Origin of the sequence: Halogranum rubrum, from assembly GCF_900114455.1 — an archaeon.
In the GTDB taxonomy this organism is placed as follows: Archaea; Halobacteriota; Halobacteria; order Halobacteriales; family Haloferacaceae; genus Halogranum; species Halogranum rubrum.
In genome coordinates this window covers 425219-441049 of the sequence record NZ_FOTC01000002.1, presented here as the reverse complement: position 1 = coordinate 441049, position 15831 = coordinate 425219, and the positions used below count along the sequence as shown (strand labels likewise).

Sequence of the window (15831 nt, the reverse complement as noted above, 5' to 3'; positions counted from 1 at the left end):
CGCGTCGGCGTTAGAGCGACAGTGTGTAGAGGCGCTTGCGCGCGTCGGAGAAGGAGAACCGCGACTCGACGACACCCTCTTCCTCCAGTCGGGTGAGTGCGTATCGAACCGTCCGAGCAGGGAGCAGCGTCTCCTCGCTCAGTTGACTCTGCGTCAGCGTCTCGTTGTAGTCGAGCACTTTGGCGACCAGTTTCGCGCTCGGGGGGAGGTCACGCACCGGGTCCCAGCGGTCCGACACGTCGTCTGCAGCAACTGCCTCTGAACGACTCATTCTTACACTCTCCTGGTGCATACAGCGTAATAATAATTTCTATCGCATTCTATTACTCTCAGGAATCACCTAACGGCCGTGGCCGGCGAAGCAATCCCCGACCCGAAGCCTCTTATTCGGGAGCGCCTTAGTTGACCCGATGAGCGATACTGTGGACGACGTCGATATGCCATACGACGAAGAGTCGGCGTCGCAGCAGGAGAAGATCGAGGGCCTCCAGGAGCGACTGGAGATCTTGGAATCACAGAACGAGGAGATGCGGGACAAACTCCTCGACGCTAATGCGGAGAACAACAAGTACCAACAGAAGCTTGAGCGACTTACGCACGAGAACAAGAAGCTCAAGCAGTCTCCGTTGTTCGTCGCGACTGTCCAAGAGATATCCGACCAGGGGGTCATCATCAAACAGCACGGGAACAACCAAGAGGCACTTACGGAGGTCACAGACGAGATGCGAGAGCAACTCGAACCTGACTCCCGAGTGGCCGTCAACAACTCTCTCTCTATCGTCAAGAAGCTCGACAACGAGACCGACGTCCGCGCTCGCGTGATGCAGGTAGACCACAGCCCGAACGTCACCTACGAGGATATCGGTGGGCTGGAAGAGCAGATGCAGGAGATCCGCGAGACCGTCGAGATGCCGCTCGACCGTCCGGAGATGTTCGCCGAAGTCGGTATCGACCCGCCGTCTGGCGTGCTTCTCTACGGACCACCGGGCACCGGGAAGACGATGCTCGCGAAGGCCGTCGCCAACCAGACCGACGCCACCTTCATCAAGATGGCCGGATCGGAACTGGTCCACAAGTTCATCGGTGAGGGAGCGAAACTCGTTCGTGACCTCTTCGAGGTCGCTCGCGAGAACGAGCCAGCAGTGCTCTTCATCGACGAAATCGACGCCATCGCGTCGAAACGGACGGACTCGAAGACCTCCGGCGACGCCGAGGTCCAGCGGACGATGATGCAACTACTCGCCGAGATGGACGGCTTCGACGAGCGCGGTGAGATTCGTATCATCGCAGCGACGAACCGCTTCGACATGCTCGACCCCGCCATCCTTCGGCCGGGTCGGTTCGACCGTCTCATCGAAGTGCCCAAGCCGAACGAGGAAGGTCGAGAGATCATCTTCCAGATCCACACACGCAACATGAACGTCGACGACGACGTCGACTTCGCGGAACTGGCAGCACTCGCCGACGAAGCCTCCGGTGCGGAGATCAAAGCGATCTGTACGGAAGCCGGGATGTTCGCCATCCGCGACGACCGGACGGAGATCTACATGCAGGACTTCGTCAACGCGTGGGACAAGATTCAAGCCGAGTCCGACGAGGACCCGGACACCTCTCGCGCGTTCGCGTAGTCGGTCTGACTACTCTCGATTCTCTCCGTTCTCACGATTCGCTTAGCGGTCGCGCGGTCTCTCAGAGGAGAGAGAACACGAGAAAGGGGAGGGCGAACAGCGCGACGAACAGGACGAGGAGAACGATGCCGTAGCCGAGACCGGTACCGGCGACGGTGCGCCACGAGTCGTGGTCGATAGTTTCGCGAAGGCTCATACTCGATGGGTTCACCGGAGGCGCGTTAACTGTTTTCACCGTAAGCGGCGACTTCGAACCACTCAACACACCCTCGTTCTAACCTCTCGATATGGGAACTCCGCTCGACTCGCGCGACGAACAGGTCGTCGAAGTGCTCGACAGACTCTACGACGCCTACCCAGACACCACCATCTCGCTGAACTTCTCGACGCGACTCGAACTGCTCGTCGCGGTGATGCTCTCCGCGCAGTGTACCGACGAGCGAGTGAACAAGGTGACCGCGGACCTCTTCGAGAAGTACCACGGTGCCGAGGACTTCGTGAGTGTCCCACGAGAGGAACTCGCCGAAGACATCTCTTCGATTACCTACTACAACAACAAGTCGAAGTGGATTCAATCGGCGTGTCAGACCATCATCGACGAACACGACGGCGAGGTGCCGGATACGATGAAAGAACTGACCGACCTGACGGGCGTCGGCCGGAAGACGGCGAACGTCGTCTTGCAGCACGCCCACGACGTCGTCGAGGGCATCGTCGTCGACACGCACGTCCAGCGCATCTCCCGCCGTCTCGGTATCACCGAGGAGGAGTACCCCGAGAACATCGAACAGGACCTCATGACCGTCGTCCCCGAAGACGACTGGCAGGAGTTCACCCACCTCTTCATCAGCCACGGGCGGGCGACCTGTACCGCCATCAACCCCGAGTGTTCCGACTGCGTCCTCGAAGACCTCTGTCCGTCCTCGAAAGAAGACCACGACGTCGACCTCGCTAGCGGCGAGTCGTGGGAGTGACGCTATCGGTCGTCTCACGAACCAGAGACGAACGGCCAGAATCACTTTTTGCTTGAACGACGAACAGGGAGATATGACCAAAGACGAACACGGCATCGACCTCGAAGAGGATACCGACCTCGACGTTCAGGGCGACGAGGCTGAGGAGACAGAGCAGGCGGAAGAAGAGCGTGAGGAGGCCGTCGAAGAGGCCGAAGCGGAGCGGAAAGAAGAGGAGATAGAGGAAGACTCCGAAGAACGCGAGTGGGAGGCAGAAGAGCAGGAGAACCCGGACAACCACCGCGACGGCGAACCGTTCCAGAGTTAATCGGTAATCGCAGTCGACAGCCAGCGTCTTTTCAGAGGATGTACCCGCCGAGGTAGCGATAGATGCCGAGCAGGTACGCACCGATCCAGAACAGCACGTAGCCGAAGACGCCGATACGGAGACGGCCGCGCCACGCGCCCATGTTCTCGTGGAGGTCGTTCAAGTCGACGTTCTGGTCGGGGTCGTGATAGAGGTTCGCCGCGCGTTTGGCCTGAAAGATACGGACGATGCCCGTGAGCGCGAAGATGAGCATCGCATAGGCTTGAAGCCCGAGAACCGCGTGGAGTGCCGACAGACCACCGAACTGTTCGAACAGTCGCGGACCCATCCACGTCACGACGGGAACCGTGTTGAGCGTGAGGCCGACGACGATGAACTTCAGGTGGTAGACGAGTACGTCCCACGTCACCGTCTCGGCGTCGATCATGACCCACGCCCCGTACAGGTAGAAGGGGAAACTCGCCGTCACCATCAGCGCCGCCACCGTCGCGATGGCCGTGTCGCTTACCATCAGTCGCTCTAAGGTGGGGGCCGGGGTAAAGGGCCCGACTCCGGTCGCATCCAGTCGGAAAGCGTTTACTGTCGTCGCTACCAAGGTGAGCCAATGGCAGACCCGTCATCCGCACCGACCGGGACGGACGACGACGACGAGTCCTCGTCGCCGACCGGTGCGAGCGAAGATGCCGACTTGGCAGATGCTGCTGGAGCAGATGCCGATTTGGCGGCGCTCCGCGAGCAGGTCGAAGCGAAGTACGACTTCGACAACTTCGGCCCCGAAGATATGGCGAAGATGTCTCTCGACGAGTGGGAGGCCGTCTTCGACGCCGACTCGTGGGTCGTCGGCGAGGAGTTACTCGACCGGGTCGAGAAAGATTTGCAGAACCAAATCGCCCGCCGCGACGTCTTCGCCGTCGTCGAGCGACACACCCGCGACGGGGAGAACGTCGTCGTCGCATACTCCGACGAGGGGTACGCCGTCGTCTACCCGGACGGAAGCGTCGAAGGGCAAGGGACCGTCCTCCGCGACGTGAAACCGACGGTGGCGCTCTGTTCGATGGAGGACTACGAGGTCCAAGAGCCACCGGAGAACGCCTCGTTACCGCACCCAGACGAAGTTCCCGAAGGGACGGGCCAGTTGGGGAACAACATGCTGCAGGCCGTCGCAGGGATGCAGATCCTCGGGGGACTCGGATTGATCGGTGCGTGGCTCTTTCAACTCACCACCACTCTCGTCGCACCCGTCGTCGGCGGCGTGTTCCTTCTCGTCGGCGTGTTCCTGTTCGCGACAGTCGCGAACGCCCGCTTGTCGGACCGGTTCCGCGCAGAGGAGTACCGAAACCGGTTGCGCGCAGTTCGGTTGGAAGAAGGTGACAGACCGGATTTTCTCCCGCTCGACGACGAGACAGAACCGACCCCGCGAGACGACCGAGAACCGGACGTAGAAGGGTCCTGAACCGGGTCCCGGACGGCACGTAGTCGGTGGGTTTAAGCGCACTCCATCCTGAGAACGAACCGTATGAATAGGCGGGAATTTCTGAGAGCGGCAGGTGGTTCTGCCGCAGCCGTGGCCGCTACGGCTCAGTCCGCCGCTGCACAGGAAGGCGGAGGAAACGAAAGTAGCGGCGGCGGCGGCGGTGGCGGCACACAGACCGTTGCGGTCGGCCCGGGTAACTCGCTCGTGTTCGAACCGGCGGAGCTGGCAATAGCTCCCGGAACGACGGTCGAGTTCGTCTGGGAGTCCGACGGCCACAACGTCGTTCCGGAGTCGGTTCCGGAAGGAGCCTCGTGGGAGGGGACGGGCCCCGAGTCCGAACTCTTCGACACTGGCTACACCTACACACACACGTTCAGTACGTTGGGTGACTACGAGTACGTCTGTTCGCCTCACGCGACTGCAGGGATGGTCGGCACCATCACGGTGACCGAGAACCCCGGCAGCGGAGGTGGCGGCGAGAAGGAACTGCACGAACTCGGCGTCCCGATTCAGGCTCACTGGGTCGGCGCTTCGACGATTCTCGGAATCATCGTCACCATCGTGTACACCTTCTACATCCTCAAGTACGGCGAATCGGCCAACACCGGCAACACCGGAGGAGGCGAATAGATGAGTTCCACAGGCAGCACCTACGGGGACATTCACCGATACGAACCGGCACGCGAGAGTACGGCGGCGGCCATCGCCATCGTCCTCCTGACGATTATCGAAGTCGTCTTCGTGTTCCTGTTCACGTACGGTCTCGTCACTGGATGGGCGCTGACCGACACCGGGAACATGTTCCTCGGCGCCATCCTCGCGGTGATCTTCATCGACCTGGCGTTCATCCTCGCACTGTACCGCAAGGAGTTCCTCCCCGACGTGATGATCGTGAAGAAACGTCGGCGCAAGTGGGAGGACCTCTACGTCAAGAGTGAGGACGTCGACGGCGTGCAACTCGGTGGCTCCGACGCGTGGGACACCGTCAAGCGCGCGGTCTACCCCTACTACAAGAGGTAATCAATGAGTTTAGAGAAGAAAGACGACTACGACCACAAGGGCTGGATGAAGACGAAGGATCTGACCCCCGTCGAGACGACGTTCCTGACGGTCCTCATCTGGCTCGACAAGCGACTCCGAATCGTCGACTATCTGGAGCTTATGGAGACCCTCTACTACCGGGTCAACCTCCAGATGCCGAAGAGTCACACCGAACAGTACAACCTCGACAACAAGTTCTGGTACTGGTACCCGCTGTACACGCTCGGGTTGTTCTCGACGCTGTCCTACATCGTCGCCGCCGTGAGTGGCGCGTTGCTCGGGTTCTACTACTCCCCCGCACAGGGGAATCCCGAAGAGGCGACCGTCGCGTACAACAGTATCGCGTTCATCATGCAGGACCTCCAGTTCGGATTCATGCTCCGCAGCATCCACCGCTGGTCGGCCCAAGTGATGGTCGCCGCAGTGTTCTTACACATGCTCCGCGTGTACTTCACCGGGTCGTACAAGGAGCCACGTGAACTGAACTGGATTCTCGGCATCATCCTCATCAGCCTGACGATGGTGTTCGGGTACACCGGTTACCTGCTCCCGTGGGACCAACTGGCCTTCTGGGCCGGACAGATCGGTGTCGAGATGTCACTCTCGATTCCGCTCGCCGGCGAGTGGGCCGCACAGCTCCTGTTCGGGGGCTTCACGTTGAGTCAAGCAACACTACAACGGATGTACATCATCCACGTGTTCCTGCTACCCTTCGTGGTGACGACGCTCATCGCGATTCACATCGGTATCGTGTGGGTGCAGGGCATCGCCGAACCCCACTAAGACCATGACCGACGAACAACCAACCGAAGACGAAGAGATTCGCACCGACGGCACCGGACTCGTCGCACCGGACGACGAGACGCCGACGTGGCTCGAGCGCAAGGAACGAAAGACGGGCCTCTCACGGCTCACCTACGAGTACTTCGAACGTGCTCGCCGAGAAGACCAAGACCTCCGAATGGAGTCCGACTACGTCGAGCGTGACGTACTCGGCTTCCCGACGTGGCCGCACGAGACGGTTCGAAACCTCTCTATCGCCGCGTTCTTCGTGGGTATCATCTTCTTCCTGTCGGCGACGATGCCGCCGCACATCGGCGAACCCGCGAACCCGAGTAGTACGCCGGCTATCATCCTCCCCGACTGGTATCTCTACTGGTCGTTCGGCCTGCTGAAGCTGAACCCGCTGAACCCCGAACTCGCCATCCTCGGCGGGTCCAAGCTGATGGCCGACCGGACGTACGGTGTGCTCGCGAACGTCGTCGTCGTCGGCTTCATCGCCATCGTTCCCTTCCTCAACAAGGGGAGCGCACGCCGACCCGTCGAGCAGCCGTTCTGGGCGGCCGTCGGCGCTGGTGGTGTCGTCTTGGCGCTCACGCTCAGTCTGCTGGCAGTCAAGAACCTGATGCCGATGAACGTTGACCTGCTGTTCGACCTGACGTTCCTCTTACCGATCGTCATCGGTATCATCACCTACGCGGTGCTCAAGACGATGCGCGAAGGGTACATGTACGACCTCAACCGCCGCTACTACCGGCTTCGTCCGCCGCGGTAACGGCTCTCTTTCTCTCCCTATGTCTGATACCGACACAGCCGAGCGTACGGCAGACAGCGGTGCGAACAGCCGTGATGACGAGCAGCGCACGGACGGAACCGGCGATAGTGGCGATGGCGACGGTCGTAGCGGCGGCCGCGACATCGTCGTCCCGATGCGACTCTACAAGACGATCACCGTCTTCTCGACGCTCATCGCCGTCGTCTCTGTCGTCGTCGGGTTCGTGCTGCTCGACGCGGCGACGTTGTCGATCAGCTTCCTCCGACGGGCCATCACCGGCGTCCTCGCCGCCGTGGGCATCGGCATCGCCGACGGCGTGTTGACCGCGATACTCGCGTTTCTCGGACTGGCAGTCATCGGATTCGGTGCTGGCGTCTACATCGTCGGCACGCGCTTCCGTGCCCGCGGAATGGGAAAGTCTCAAGAGGACTCCAACGAAGAATCAGATAATGGCTGACGAGTTCATCAAGGGGCTCGGTATCTTCACGGGCGCCGGTCTCGCGTGGATGGTACTGGCCTCGTGGTACCAGACGGAATCCTTCGGGAGCACGAACCAACTCATCGCAGCACCCCCCGAACCGGCGAACCTATTCGACGCCCTCGCCATCGGTATGATCGACGTGTTGCTGTGGTTTGCCCTCCTGGGCGCACTCACCTTCTGGGTGCTCATCCCCGCTGGACGCGAGGCACGGACGGCGTACCGAAACCGCCGCTCGAACTGATTCGACGAACCGACCACTCTTCTCTCCTGTCTCCATCCGCGTGAGCGACGCTGCTACACTCGCACCCACAGCGTCGGTACGTCGAAGTCTGACGTCAGACCGTCGGCTTCGGAGGCGACTCAGAGGAGACGGTCGGCGAATGCAGTCTTCCCGCGTGGAGGACGCCGCGCGCGACGACACTCACTATCCACTTCGCAGGCGACTGTGCGAAGACGTGGAGACTGCTGTCCGTCGTGCCCGCGAGAGATGGGTTGCCAGCCGTCGCTTCTCGTATCGACTGCCGCCGAGTGCTGCTTCGCGAGCGCACGAGACGCCAGCGACTGCGTCGTCTGCGACGACGTGAGCTAGAGCGTGTGTGTCTGTGGGCCGACCAGAGCAGTAACTGCCGACGAGACGGCTTCAGCGTGGGTGGGCCACGCTAACATATGAAAATCGCTGTCCGCCGAACAGTCGTTTCTCGGACGCGGGCGTACCGCTAGGGAGATGCTGCGAGAAAGCGTGCTTCCGGTCGTCAGATGACGAGGTTCCAGTAGTCCTTCACGAGGAAGAAGAGACTCTGGAAGGCGGCGTAGAGCAGGACGATGACAGACGCCGTGATGGCGGCCTTCGGGCGCTCGAAGTCGAGGCCGTTGCGCGCTTCGACCTGTCGCGCTTCGAACTCGAAGAAGTCCGCGACGAACATCCCGAGGACGAGCACCGACATGACCATCCCACCGTGCGGTTCGACGATCATGAACGCGAACGAGGCGAGGAGGAGCAGAATCGACACCACCGAGTGCGGCAGCCACCGAGAGAGGTTGCTGTCGTCGTCGTCGACTTGCTTTCGTTGTTTGCTGTGCGCGAGGATTCGCGTGACCATGTTGACGAGCACCAGCCCCAGGATGGCGTACTTCAGCAGACCCTCGACCTCTGCGAGCGCGTCGATGGGGACGAGGAACTGTAGCGGTTGCATAGTAGAACCTTCGGACGAGGACTCATTAGAGTTTTTCCAATCACTCCCACTATCTCGACCCTATCGACGGCACTCGCCACAGGTCGACGTGGTCGACGACGGACAACCGAACCGATTGGTGGGGGTCGACCGACTGAACGGTCCGGCCGTCGACGACCAGTGCGACCGGTCCGTCGTCGCGTACGACGGTTAGCGTGACGTCCCCGGGGGCGACCCACGTCTCCGACTGCGTCGAGAACGGCGAGATGGGGACGACTGCGAGACCGGTTCCCGGTTCGAGGATGGGACCACCGGCCGCGTGCGCGTAGCCTCGTGTCCCGAGCGGCGTCGACGCGACGACGCCGTCCGCACGGAAGTTACCCGCCCGTTCCGCGCCGAAAGTCACCTCGTACTCGGAGATGCGCGCGGGTTCACTCGTCACGAGCATCACGTCGAGGACACCTCGGGCGACCGTCGTGCCGTCGATGGTAACCGAGAGAACGGGATGCGAGACGGCCGTCCCCTCTCCGTCGAGAATCGTCTCTACGGCGGCTTCGACGACGTCACGAGCGAGCGAGAACGGTCCAAACTCCGTCTCGACCGGGAGAATGGGGACCGCAGGTCCGCCACGAGCAACGTCGACGAACTGCTCTTCGCCGACGGTGACGACGAGTGACGCCGTCTCGACGTCGGTGAGCGTCGCCCCCGCGGCGTCGACCGTCTCGGCGAGTGCGTCGTCGCCGACTACGGCGACGTTCACGGTGACTCCTCCCCTCGGTCGTTCATCACCGGACGTAGCCCGCGTGGGGGTAAAAGACTGCGTGATTCGGCTGTTAGTACGGCCAGTCGCCCGTGACGCGCATCCCTTCTGCGAGGTCCTCGTCTTCGAGCGTCTCGGCCATCGTCTCCGCAGACTTGTGCGTCGTCTCGACGTCGTCGCCAGCGAGTTCGACGACCAGTTCGGTCAGCAGAATCGCCTGTTCGCGGAACGTCCGCTTCTCCAGTTTGTCGAGCGTGTCGGCGGCGGTGTGTGCCCACCCGCGACCCTTCGTGTCTTTCTCGGCCGAGACCATGTAACCAGGCACGCCCCACTGGACGAACGGCCAGTGGTCGCTGTGCGGGACGAGTTTTGGGTTCGTGCTGACCGGATGTCCAAAGCGGTCGGCGACGGTCTGGGCGACCGATTCGAGCGTGTTGAACCCGTGTGTGTCGAACTTCAGCGTTCGCCCGCGGACGGTACAGTCGACGTTGACGACTGCTTTGATGCGGTCTCTGTCGACCTGCTCGGACTCGTGTTCGGAGCCGACGAGGCCGACTTCTTCGGACCCGAAACAGACGAACCGAACTTTCGTCTCCAGTTCGTCTTCGCGTGCGGCGAGCGTTCGGGCGAGTTCGACTGCGGTTGCCGTCCCGGTGCCGTTGTCCGTCGCGCCCTCGCAGATGTCGTGGGCGTCTGCGTGGCCGGTGACGAGCAGTTCGGTCTCCGTGTCGGGACCGAGTTCGGCGTGGACGTTCCCGCTCGTCGCCGCTGGCGTCTCACAGTCGACGTCGAGTTCGACCGACTCGCCCTCGAAACGTCGTTTCAGACGGTCGCCGACCTCCTTGCTCACGCCGACGGCCGGAACGTCGCCGATGGGTGCCTCGGCCGTGCCGACGCTGCCCGTGATGGGTAGCCCACCTGCGGCGTTGTTGGCGAAGACGAATCCCACTGCACCGTTCTCGACGGCGTAGTAGTACTTCTCGCGACGGTGAACGCCGCGGTGGTAGTGGTCCGGGACGCTGGAGGAGACGAGCGCGACCTTTCCCGAGATGTCCGTCTCGTCGAACTCTTCCGGTAGACCGTGACCGACGTCGACGAGTTCCCCTTCGACGCTCTCGGCGGGACTGCGCGGCAGAGCGATACAGTCCTGTGTCGTCTCACCGGCGGTGAGCGTGCTGTCGCCGCGAATCCATCCCTGTACGTCGAACTCGTCGATGTAGGCGTCTCTCGCGCCTGCGGCGTCGAGTGCGTCGCGCGTCGCCTCCAGCGCCTCTTGTTCTCCCTCGGACCCGGCCATCCGGTCGCCGATGTCGACGAGGCGTTCGAGATGGTTCCAGCCGACGTCGCTCGTGAAGGTGTCGCCAATCCAGTCGGTCATGGCGCTGTCTGCGGGTGGTTGTAGGGTAACGATTTCGGTTACTTCACCGACGGAGACTCGACGGTCAGGGTGTGACGTCGTTCGGCGTCTCCGCCTCGTGTGACTCGCTCGACTCGTCTCTCTCGTCTGTTTCGTCCATCTCGTCGCTCGATGGCTCGATACCCTCGAGTCGGTCCAGCAGCGGCATTTCGAGGAACGTGACGAGCGTGTACAGGTCTTTCATCCGGTCTTCGCCACGCTGGTGTGCCTCGTAGCACTGCTGGACGCCCTCCCAACTGAGGAACGGAAGCGACCGGATACGCTCCTCGTTTGCGTCGATAGTCTCGCCGATGAACGGCTGTTGTCGGACGAGTTCGCCGTGGTCGGTCCACGGTCCGTCCGACCAGTGAGACTGTCCGTCTTCCCTACCGAAGTGTCGCCCGACGAAGTCTCGGAGTAGTTCCGTCCCCCACTGGAAGACGAACGGATACCGAATCGGGACGAGACTCCGACCGTGGGGAAGGTCGCCGAGTTCCGGACACAGGAGTGTCGTCGCTCGGTTGATGAGGTTTCCACGAACGAGGTCTTTCGGTGGTATCTGGAGGAAGAGGTCGATGAGACGGTTGTCGAGGAACGGTGTGCCCGACGGGAGCATCTGCGCCGTCGCGTGGTAGAAGAACCCGGAGGTGCTGTTGGAGATGGGGTATCGACTACAGACGGTCGCATCACGAAGCGAGGGGTACTCGACGCCGTGGTCGACGACGGCCCGCCCGCGTTGGGTGACGTTGTCGTAGTAGACGTCTTCGACGGACTTCGGCGACGAGAGATACTCTGGGGCGTCGCTCACACGGTGTGCGACGTACTCGTCGAGCCCTCGAATCGGTCGTTCGACCGGTAGTTCGAACGACCCGAGTCCGCCCAGGTCGATGTTCGGCGTCCGGAAGTGTGTGGCCTTGAACAGCGTGTCGCCGTAGTGGCCCGTGAACAGGTAATCGCACTCCGATCTGAGTTTCTCGGCGAACCCCCCGGCGTGGTGTTGATTGAAGTAGCCGTCGAAGTTCACCAGGCTCGGAGACGATTCGAGCGAGCGGGCCTGATACGTCTCGTCTCGTTCGAGGAATTCGTACTCCGCACCGACGACGTCGGCGGCACGCCGTGCGATGTCTGCCTCGCGGTTCTCCCACTCGTTGAGGTGGTAGGTCCGAACCGGAATGTCGAGTGCGTCGAACGCCGCCAACAGGAGTCGAGAGTCGCTGCCACCGCTGAGGAGGAGTCCGTTCGTCTCCTCGCGGTCCGTTCGGTCTTCGACGACGGTCTTCATCGTCTCGGCGAGTCGCGCTGCGAACTCCGAGCGGGAGGCGTCGACGGGGTCGTAGTGCGGCGTCCAGTAGCGGTCGATACTCGTCGTCCCGTCGTCGACGTCGATGGTCATCGAACTCCCCGGATGGAGCATCTCGACGTCCGACAACGGCGTCTTGAGCCCGAACGGTCGTTTGAGTGCGAAGTACTCGGTGAGATAGTCGACTTCGAAGTCGGTGTCGACGGCGGGATGCAGCGGGAGCGACTGGATGCTCGTCGAGAAGACGACTGCCTCGTCGCCGGTGTAGATGTAGATGGGGCGCGTGGCCAGTCTGTCGGTGAACAGTGTGACAGTCTCCTCGCTCTCGTCGTAGAGTGCTCCCGCGAAGTTCCCGTTCAGGCCGTCGAGGAAGTCGAGTCCGACTTCCCGATACCGCTCGGCGCAGTAGGTCGCCGCGTCGCCCTCGACAGTCCTGTAGCCCGATTCAGGTTCGTCTCCCCACAGGTCACCCCACACTCGGACAGCGACGCCGCCGTCTTCCGTCGCTGTCGTCGGCGTACTCACGGCCTTCGGGTGGCGAACGCTGGCAAATTCGACGCGCTCTCGGGTGACTGGGTCCACTCGCTCGTCGCCGTTGTGTACCAAGTCGTCTGCAAGCTCACGTAGGTGTGATGCGGTGGGTCCGACCGCACCACAGAGTCCGGTCATAGTTACTCACACGGACTCGTGGCTGATAGTAAAACGGGTACTAAGCTTGGTTGCACGCCGAAAACGGTTCTGAAAACGACACTTATGGGCGTCATACACGCCGTCTCGGACCCTTCGACGGTCGACTCACTGGGAGAGACGGTACCAGCTACCACTGCCTCGCGTCGATGGCTGGTCTCGGTCAGTCGTTCGCGAGTCGGCTGTCCGAGTTCGCGCCGAACGCCGAACCCTCTGAGACGTCGACGTCACGCTGCGACGTCCGGTCGCGCTCGACGGCGTCCAGTCGGTCCAATCGGTCGAGAAGCGGCATCTGGAGGAACGTGACGAGCGTGTACAACGACTTCATCCGGTTTTCACCTCGCTCGTGGGCTCGGTAACACGCTTGGACGCCTTCCCAACTGAGGAACGGAAGCGACCGGATGCGCTCCTCGTTTGCGTCGATAGTCTCGCGGACGAACGGATGGTCCCGGACGAGTTCGTTGTGGTCGGTCCACGGACCGTCCGACTGGTGGACGCGGTCGCCTGGTGAACGGAGATGTCGGCCGACGAAGTCGCGGGCGAGTTCGCTCGACCACTGCGCGGCGAACGGATACCGGATGGGGACGAGTCCGCGTCCGTGCGGAATCTCGGCTAACTCGGGAGAGAGCCGTCTCGTCGCGCGGTTGATGAGGTCTCCTCTGAGCAGATGTTTCGCCGGAATCCGGAGAAAGAGGTCGACGAGGCGGTTGTCCAAGAACGGCGTCCCCGACGGAAGCATCTGTGCGGTGGCGTAGTAGAAGAACTGCGAGGTCCCGTTCGTCAGCGGATAGCGACTACAGACGGTCGCCTCGCGCATCGAGGGATACTCGACGCCGTGGTCCACGACAGTCCGACCCCGCTGGACGACGTTGTCGTAGTAGATAGACTCGACGTCCGTCGACGTCGCCAGATACTCGGGTGCCGACGCGACTCGCTCGCTCACGAAGTCGTCGAGACCACGAATCGACCGTTCGACCGGCAACTCGAACGACCCGACCCCGCCGAAGTCGACCGTCGGTATCCGAAGGTGGTTCCCCTTGAACAGCATGTCGCCGTAGTGGCCCGTGAACAGGTACTCGCACTCGGCTCTGAGCGTCTCGGCGAACCCCCCGGCGTGGTGTTGGTTGAAGTAGCCGACGAAGTTCGAGAACCGGGGGGCAGTCTCGAGCGAGCGAGATTGGTAGCTCTCGTCGCGCTTCAGGAGTGTGTGGTCGGTGCCGACGACGTTAGCAGCACGCTCGGCGATTCGCGCCTCGCGGTTCTCCCACTCGTTGAGGTGGTAGGTCCGCACTGGCTGGTCGAGCGCATCGAACGCCGCGAGGACGAGTCGTGAGTCGCTGCCACCGCTGAGCAACAGTCCCTCGGTCGCCTCGTCGTGCGTGCGGTCGGCGACGACGGTCTTCATCGTCTCGGCGAGTTGCTCGGCGAGTTGCTCGCGTGAGCAGTCCCCAGGGTCGTAGTGTGGCGTCCAGTAGCGGTCGGTGCTCGTCGCTCCGGTGCCGACGTCGACGGTCATCACGGTTCCCGGATGGAGTTTCTCGACACCGTCGAGTGGTGTCTTGAGACCGAACGGCCGTTTGAGCGTGAAGTACTCTGCGAGGTAGTCCTCGTCGAACCCGGTGTCGACGGCGGGATGCAGCGGGAGCGACTGGAGACTCGTCGAGAAGACGAGAGCGGACTCGTTCGTCTCGGCAGATTCGTCCTGATAGTAGTGAATCGGCCGTGTCCCCATCCGGTCGGTGAAGAGTGAGAGGTCCCCCTCTTCGGGGTCGTAGAGCGCGCCGGCGAAGTTCCCGTTCAACTCGTCGAGGAAGTCGAGGCCGACGGCACGGTACCGCTCGGCACAGTACGTCGCCGCGTTTTCGTCGACTGTCACGTAACCGTCGCCGGTCTCGTCGCCCCAAATCGACCCCCAGAGTCGGACGACGACGTCGTCGCAGTCGGCTGTCGACTGCTCGCTCCGAGTCGGGTGACGGACGCTCGCGACGGCGACGTCGTCTGTGACGAACGGCGCAACTATCTCGTCTCCGTTGTACGCGATGTCGTCTGCGAGTTCGTCGAGATGTGGTGTCTCTGTCTGCACTGCACCACAGAGTCCGGTCATGTAGCCGTCTACGAGTGAGAGCTACATAGTAATCAGTAGGGTAAGTACTGAAAACGGTGTCACAGGATGGTTCAGCGGCCGCTTAGGCAGACCATATCGAGGGTGTCGATTACCCCAACGTCACGTCCAGATACAGCATCACGACGACGCCAACCATCGTTCCCAACGTCGCAACCCGTTCGTGGCCCCGGGCGTGCGTCTCCGGGACGATTTCGTCACTGATGACGAACAGCATCGCGCCCGCAGCGAACCCCATCGCGTAGGGAAGGATAGGCGTGGCGACGGACACCGCTATCGCGCCGAAGACTGCCAGCGGTATCTCGACCAGTCCGGCCCGGGTGCCGGCGAGCGCGGCGTAGAACAGCCGGTCGAACCCGGCGTTGATAGCGGCGATGGAGACGGCCAACCCCTCGGGGATATTCTGAATCCCGATGGCGAGCATCAACGCGAGGGCGTCACCCAAGTTCCCCGACCCGAACCCGATTCCCACCGCGAGGCCTTCGGGCATGTTGTGGATGGTGATGGCGACGATGAACAGCATCACCGACGCAGTCCGACCGTCCGTCGCGGGCGTGTCTGGACGTGTCCGACCGGTCACGAGAACGTGGACGTGCGGCACCCACCGGTCTGCCCGGTCGAGACGGGGGACGCCGAGAAGGATACCGACGATGACCGGGACGACGCCGCCCGCGTCGATGCCGGGGATGATGAGACTCGTGAAACTCGCTGCGAGCATGACCCCTGCTGCGAACCCGAGCATCGAGTCGAGTGCCCGGTCGGAGGGGTTGCGCCAGACGAGGACGACGAGCGCACCGAGGAGGTTGAAAGACGCGATGATGACTCCGCCAAGCAACCCCTGCATCACGGGGTTCGACCCGGCGATTCGCACAAAGAGGTCCGAGAGGAGACTCATACGTCTACTGGGACAGGTGGCAGGATGTATCTATCTGTC

General features: G+C 62.2%; 19 protein-coding genes. 10 read left to right on the top strand and 9 right to left on the bottom strand.

Annotated features, from left to right (window positions below):
- Positions 1-10 precede the first annotated feature (10 nt).
- Positions 11-271 (bottom strand): MarR family transcriptional regulator, encoded by a 261-nt coding sequence (locus tag BM083_RS10520; RefSeq protein ID WP_009366199.1) that lies wholly within the window; start codon positions 269-271, stop codon positions 11-13.
- 139 nt (positions 272-410) lie between these two features.
- On the opposite strand from BM083_RS10520, the gene pan1 reads away from it, so the two are divergent.
- Positions 411-1628 (top strand): proteasome-activating nucleotidase Pan1, encoded by a 1218-nt coding sequence (gene pan1 / locus BM083_RS10515; RefSeq protein WP_049893556.1) that lies wholly within the window; start codon positions 411-413, stop codon positions 1626-1628.
- 61 nt (positions 1629-1689) lie between these two features.
- Here pan1 and BM083_RS23965 read toward each other — a convergent pair whose 3' ends face one another.
- Positions 1690-1824, bottom strand: a complete 135-nt coding sequence (locus BM083_RS23965; protein ID WP_281244176.1) for a hypothetical protein — start codon at positions 1822-1824, stop codon at positions 1690-1692.
- 91 nt (positions 1825-1915) lie between these two features.
- Between BM083_RS23965 and nth the strand changes: the two genes are divergently transcribed.
- Together nth and BM083_RS10505 are read left to right on the top strand one after the other, a co-directional pair.
- Positions 1916-2602 carry an endonuclease III gene (gene nth / locus BM083_RS10510; RefSeq protein ID WP_089869228.1) on the top strand — a complete coding sequence of 229 codons (687 nt, stop codon included), beginning with the start codon at positions 1916-1918 and terminating at the stop codon, positions 2600-2602.
- A gap of 73 nt (positions 2603-2675) precedes the next feature.
- Positions 2676-2909, top strand: coding sequence for a hypothetical protein (locus BM083_RS10505; protein WP_089869226.1), 234 nt, complete (start codon positions 2676-2678; stop codon positions 2907-2909).
- Between the two features lie 31 nt (positions 2910-2940).
- On the opposite strand, the gene BM083_RS10500 is transcribed toward BM083_RS10505, so the two are convergent.
- Positions 2941-3420 carry a DUF7321 family protein gene (locus BM083_RS10500; protein ID WP_089869223.1) on the bottom strand — a complete coding sequence of 160 codons (480 nt, stop codon included), beginning with the start codon at positions 3418-3420 and terminating at the stop codon, positions 2941-2943.
- A gap of 93 nt (positions 3421-3513) precedes the next feature.
- Between BM083_RS10500 and BM083_RS10495 the strand changes: the two genes are divergently transcribed.
- From BM083_RS10495 to BM083_RS10465, 7 genes are all read left to right on the top strand, one after another.
- Positions 3514-4362: a DUF7319 domain-containing protein gene (locus tag BM083_RS10495; protein ID WP_089869221.1), complete on the top strand. Its 849-nt coding sequence runs from the start codon at positions 3514-3516 to the stop codon at positions 4360-4362.
- A gap of 63 nt (positions 4363-4425) precedes the next feature.
- Positions 4426-5013, top strand: coding sequence for a plastocyanin/azurin family copper-binding protein (locus BM083_RS10490; protein ID WP_089869219.1), 588 nt, complete (start codon positions 4426-4428; stop codon positions 5011-5013).
- The gene (locus BM083_RS10485; RefSeq protein ID WP_009366207.1) at positions 5014-5403 is read left to right on the top strand and encodes a DUF7318 family protein; all 390 of its coding nucleotides are present in this window, start codon (positions 5014-5016) and stop codon (positions 5401-5403) included.
- A gap of 3 nt (positions 5404-5406) precedes the next feature.
- Complete coding sequence (locus BM083_RS10480; protein ID WP_009366208.1) at positions 5407-6207, top strand: cytochrome b; 801 nt, start codon at positions 5407-5409, stop codon at positions 6205-6207.
- A 4-nt stretch (positions 6208-6211) separates the two neighbouring features.
- Entirely contained in the window at positions 6212-6979 is a 768-nt protein-coding gene (locus tag BM083_RS10475; RefSeq protein ID WP_089869217.1) for a cytochrome b family protein, read from the top strand.
- 19 nt (positions 6980-6998) lie between these two features.
- The gene (locus BM083_RS10470; protein WP_089869214.1) at positions 6999-7436 is read left to right on the top strand and encodes a DUF7315 family membrane protein; all 438 of its coding nucleotides are present in this window, start codon (positions 6999-7001) and stop codon (positions 7434-7436) included.
- Positions 7429-7701: a DUF7314 family protein gene (locus tag BM083_RS10465; RefSeq protein WP_009366211.1), complete on the top strand. Its 273-nt coding sequence runs from the start codon at positions 7429-7431 to the stop codon at positions 7699-7701. The genes BM083_RS10470 and BM083_RS10465 overlap by 8 nt, the downstream gene beginning before the upstream one ends.
- 511 nt (positions 7702-8212) lie before the next feature.
- On the opposite strand, the gene BM083_RS10460 is transcribed toward BM083_RS10465, so the two are convergent.
- The 6 genes from BM083_RS10460 to BM083_RS10435 form a co-directional block, all read right to left on the bottom strand.
- Positions 8213-8653, bottom strand: coding sequence for a DUF7313 family protein (locus BM083_RS10460; protein WP_009366213.1), 441 nt, complete (start codon positions 8651-8653; stop codon positions 8213-8215).
- A 49-nt stretch (positions 8654-8702) separates the two neighbouring features.
- The gene (locus tag BM083_RS10455) at positions 8703-9392 is read right to left on the bottom strand and encodes an NAD(+)/NADH kinase (RefSeq protein ID WP_089869212.1); all 690 of its coding nucleotides are present in this window, start codon (positions 9390-9392) and stop codon (positions 8703-8705) included.
- A gap of 73 nt (positions 9393-9465) precedes the next feature.
- Positions 9466-10770 (bottom strand): M28 family peptidase, encoded by a 1305-nt coding sequence (locus BM083_RS10450; protein ID WP_089869210.1) that lies wholly within the window; start codon positions 10768-10770, stop codon positions 9466-9468.
- A 64-nt stretch (positions 10771-10834) separates the two neighbouring features.
- Positions 10835-12757, bottom strand: a complete 1923-nt coding sequence (locus BM083_RS10445; protein WP_089869208.1) for an asparagine synthase-related protein — start codon at positions 12755-12757, stop codon at positions 10835-10837.
- A gap of 181 nt (positions 12758-12938) precedes the next feature.
- Positions 12939-14879: an asparagine synthase-related protein gene (locus BM083_RS10440; protein WP_089869206.1), complete on the bottom strand. Its 1941-nt coding sequence runs from the start codon at positions 14877-14879 to the stop codon at positions 12939-12941.
- 109 nt (positions 14880-14988) lie between these two features.
- A complete protein-coding gene (locus tag BM083_RS10435) occupies positions 14989-15792 on the bottom strand; it encodes a ZIP family metal transporter (RefSeq protein ID WP_089869204.1) in 804 nt (267 codons plus the stop codon).
- Positions 15793-15831 lie beyond the last annotated feature (39 nt).

Coding starts and splice junctions, on each gene's coding strand:
- BM083_RS10500 (WP_089869223.1), bottom strand. CDS start 3,420: ATGGTAAGCGACACGGCCATCGCGACGGTGGCGGCGCTGATGGTGACG.
- BM083_RS10445 (WP_089869208.1), bottom strand. CDS start 12,757: ATGACCGGACTCTGTGGTGCGGTCGGACCCACCGCATCACACCTACGT.
- BM083_RS10460 (WP_009366213.1), bottom strand. CDS start 8,653: ATGCAACCGCTACAGTTCCTCGTCCCCATCGACGCGCTCGCAGAGGTC.
- BM083_RS23965 (WP_281244176.1), bottom strand. CDS start 1,824: ATGAGCCTTCGCGAAACTATCGACCACGACTCGTGGCGCACCGTCGCC.
- BM083_RS10450 (WP_089869210.1), bottom strand. CDS start 10,770: ATGACCGACTGGATTGGCGACACCTTCACGAGCGACGTCGGCTGGAAC.
- pan1 (WP_049893556.1), top strand. CDS start 411: ATGAGCGATACTGTGGACGACGTCGATATGCCATACGACGAAGAGTCG.
- BM083_RS10470 (WP_089869214.1), top strand. CDS start 6,999: ATGTCTGATACCGACACAGCCGAGCGTACGGCAGACAGCGGTGCGAAC.
- BM083_RS10490 (WP_089869219.1), top strand. CDS start 4,426: ATGAATAGGCGGGAATTTCTGAGAGCGGCAGGTGGTTCTGCCGCAGCC.
- BM083_RS10480 (WP_009366208.1), top strand. CDS start 5,407: ATGAGTTTAGAGAAGAAAGACGACTACGACCACAAGGGCTGGATGAAG.
- BM083_RS10440 (WP_089869206.1), bottom strand. CDS start 14,879: ATGACCGGACTCTGTGGTGCAGTGCAGACAGAGACACCACATCTCGAC.
- BM083_RS10475 (WP_089869217.1), top strand. CDS start 6,212: ATGACCGACGAACAACCAACCGAAGACGAAGAGATTCGCACCGACGGC.
- BM083_RS10485 (WP_009366207.1), top strand. CDS start 5,014: ATGAGTTCCACAGGCAGCACCTACGGGGACATTCACCGATACGAACCG.
- BM083_RS10465 (WP_009366211.1), top strand. CDS start 7,429: ATGGCTGACGAGTTCATCAAGGGGCTCGGTATCTTCACGGGCGCCGGT.
- BM083_RS10505 (WP_089869226.1), top strand. CDS start 2,676: ATGACCAAAGACGAACACGGCATCGACCTCGAAGAGGATACCGACCTC.
- BM083_RS10435 (WP_089869204.1), bottom strand. CDS start 15,792: ATGAGTCTCCTCTCGGACCTCTTTGTGCGAATCGCCGGGTCGAACCCC.
- BM083_RS10520 (WP_009366199.1), bottom strand. CDS start 271: ATGAGTCGTTCAGAGGCAGTTGCTGCAGACGACGTGTCGGACCGCTGG.
- BM083_RS10495 (WP_089869221.1), top strand. CDS start 3,514: ATGGCAGACCCGTCATCCGCACCGACCGGGACGGACGACGACGACGAG.
- nth (WP_089869228.1), top strand. CDS start 1,916: ATGGGAACTCCGCTCGACTCGCGCGACGAACAGGTCGTCGAAGTGCTC.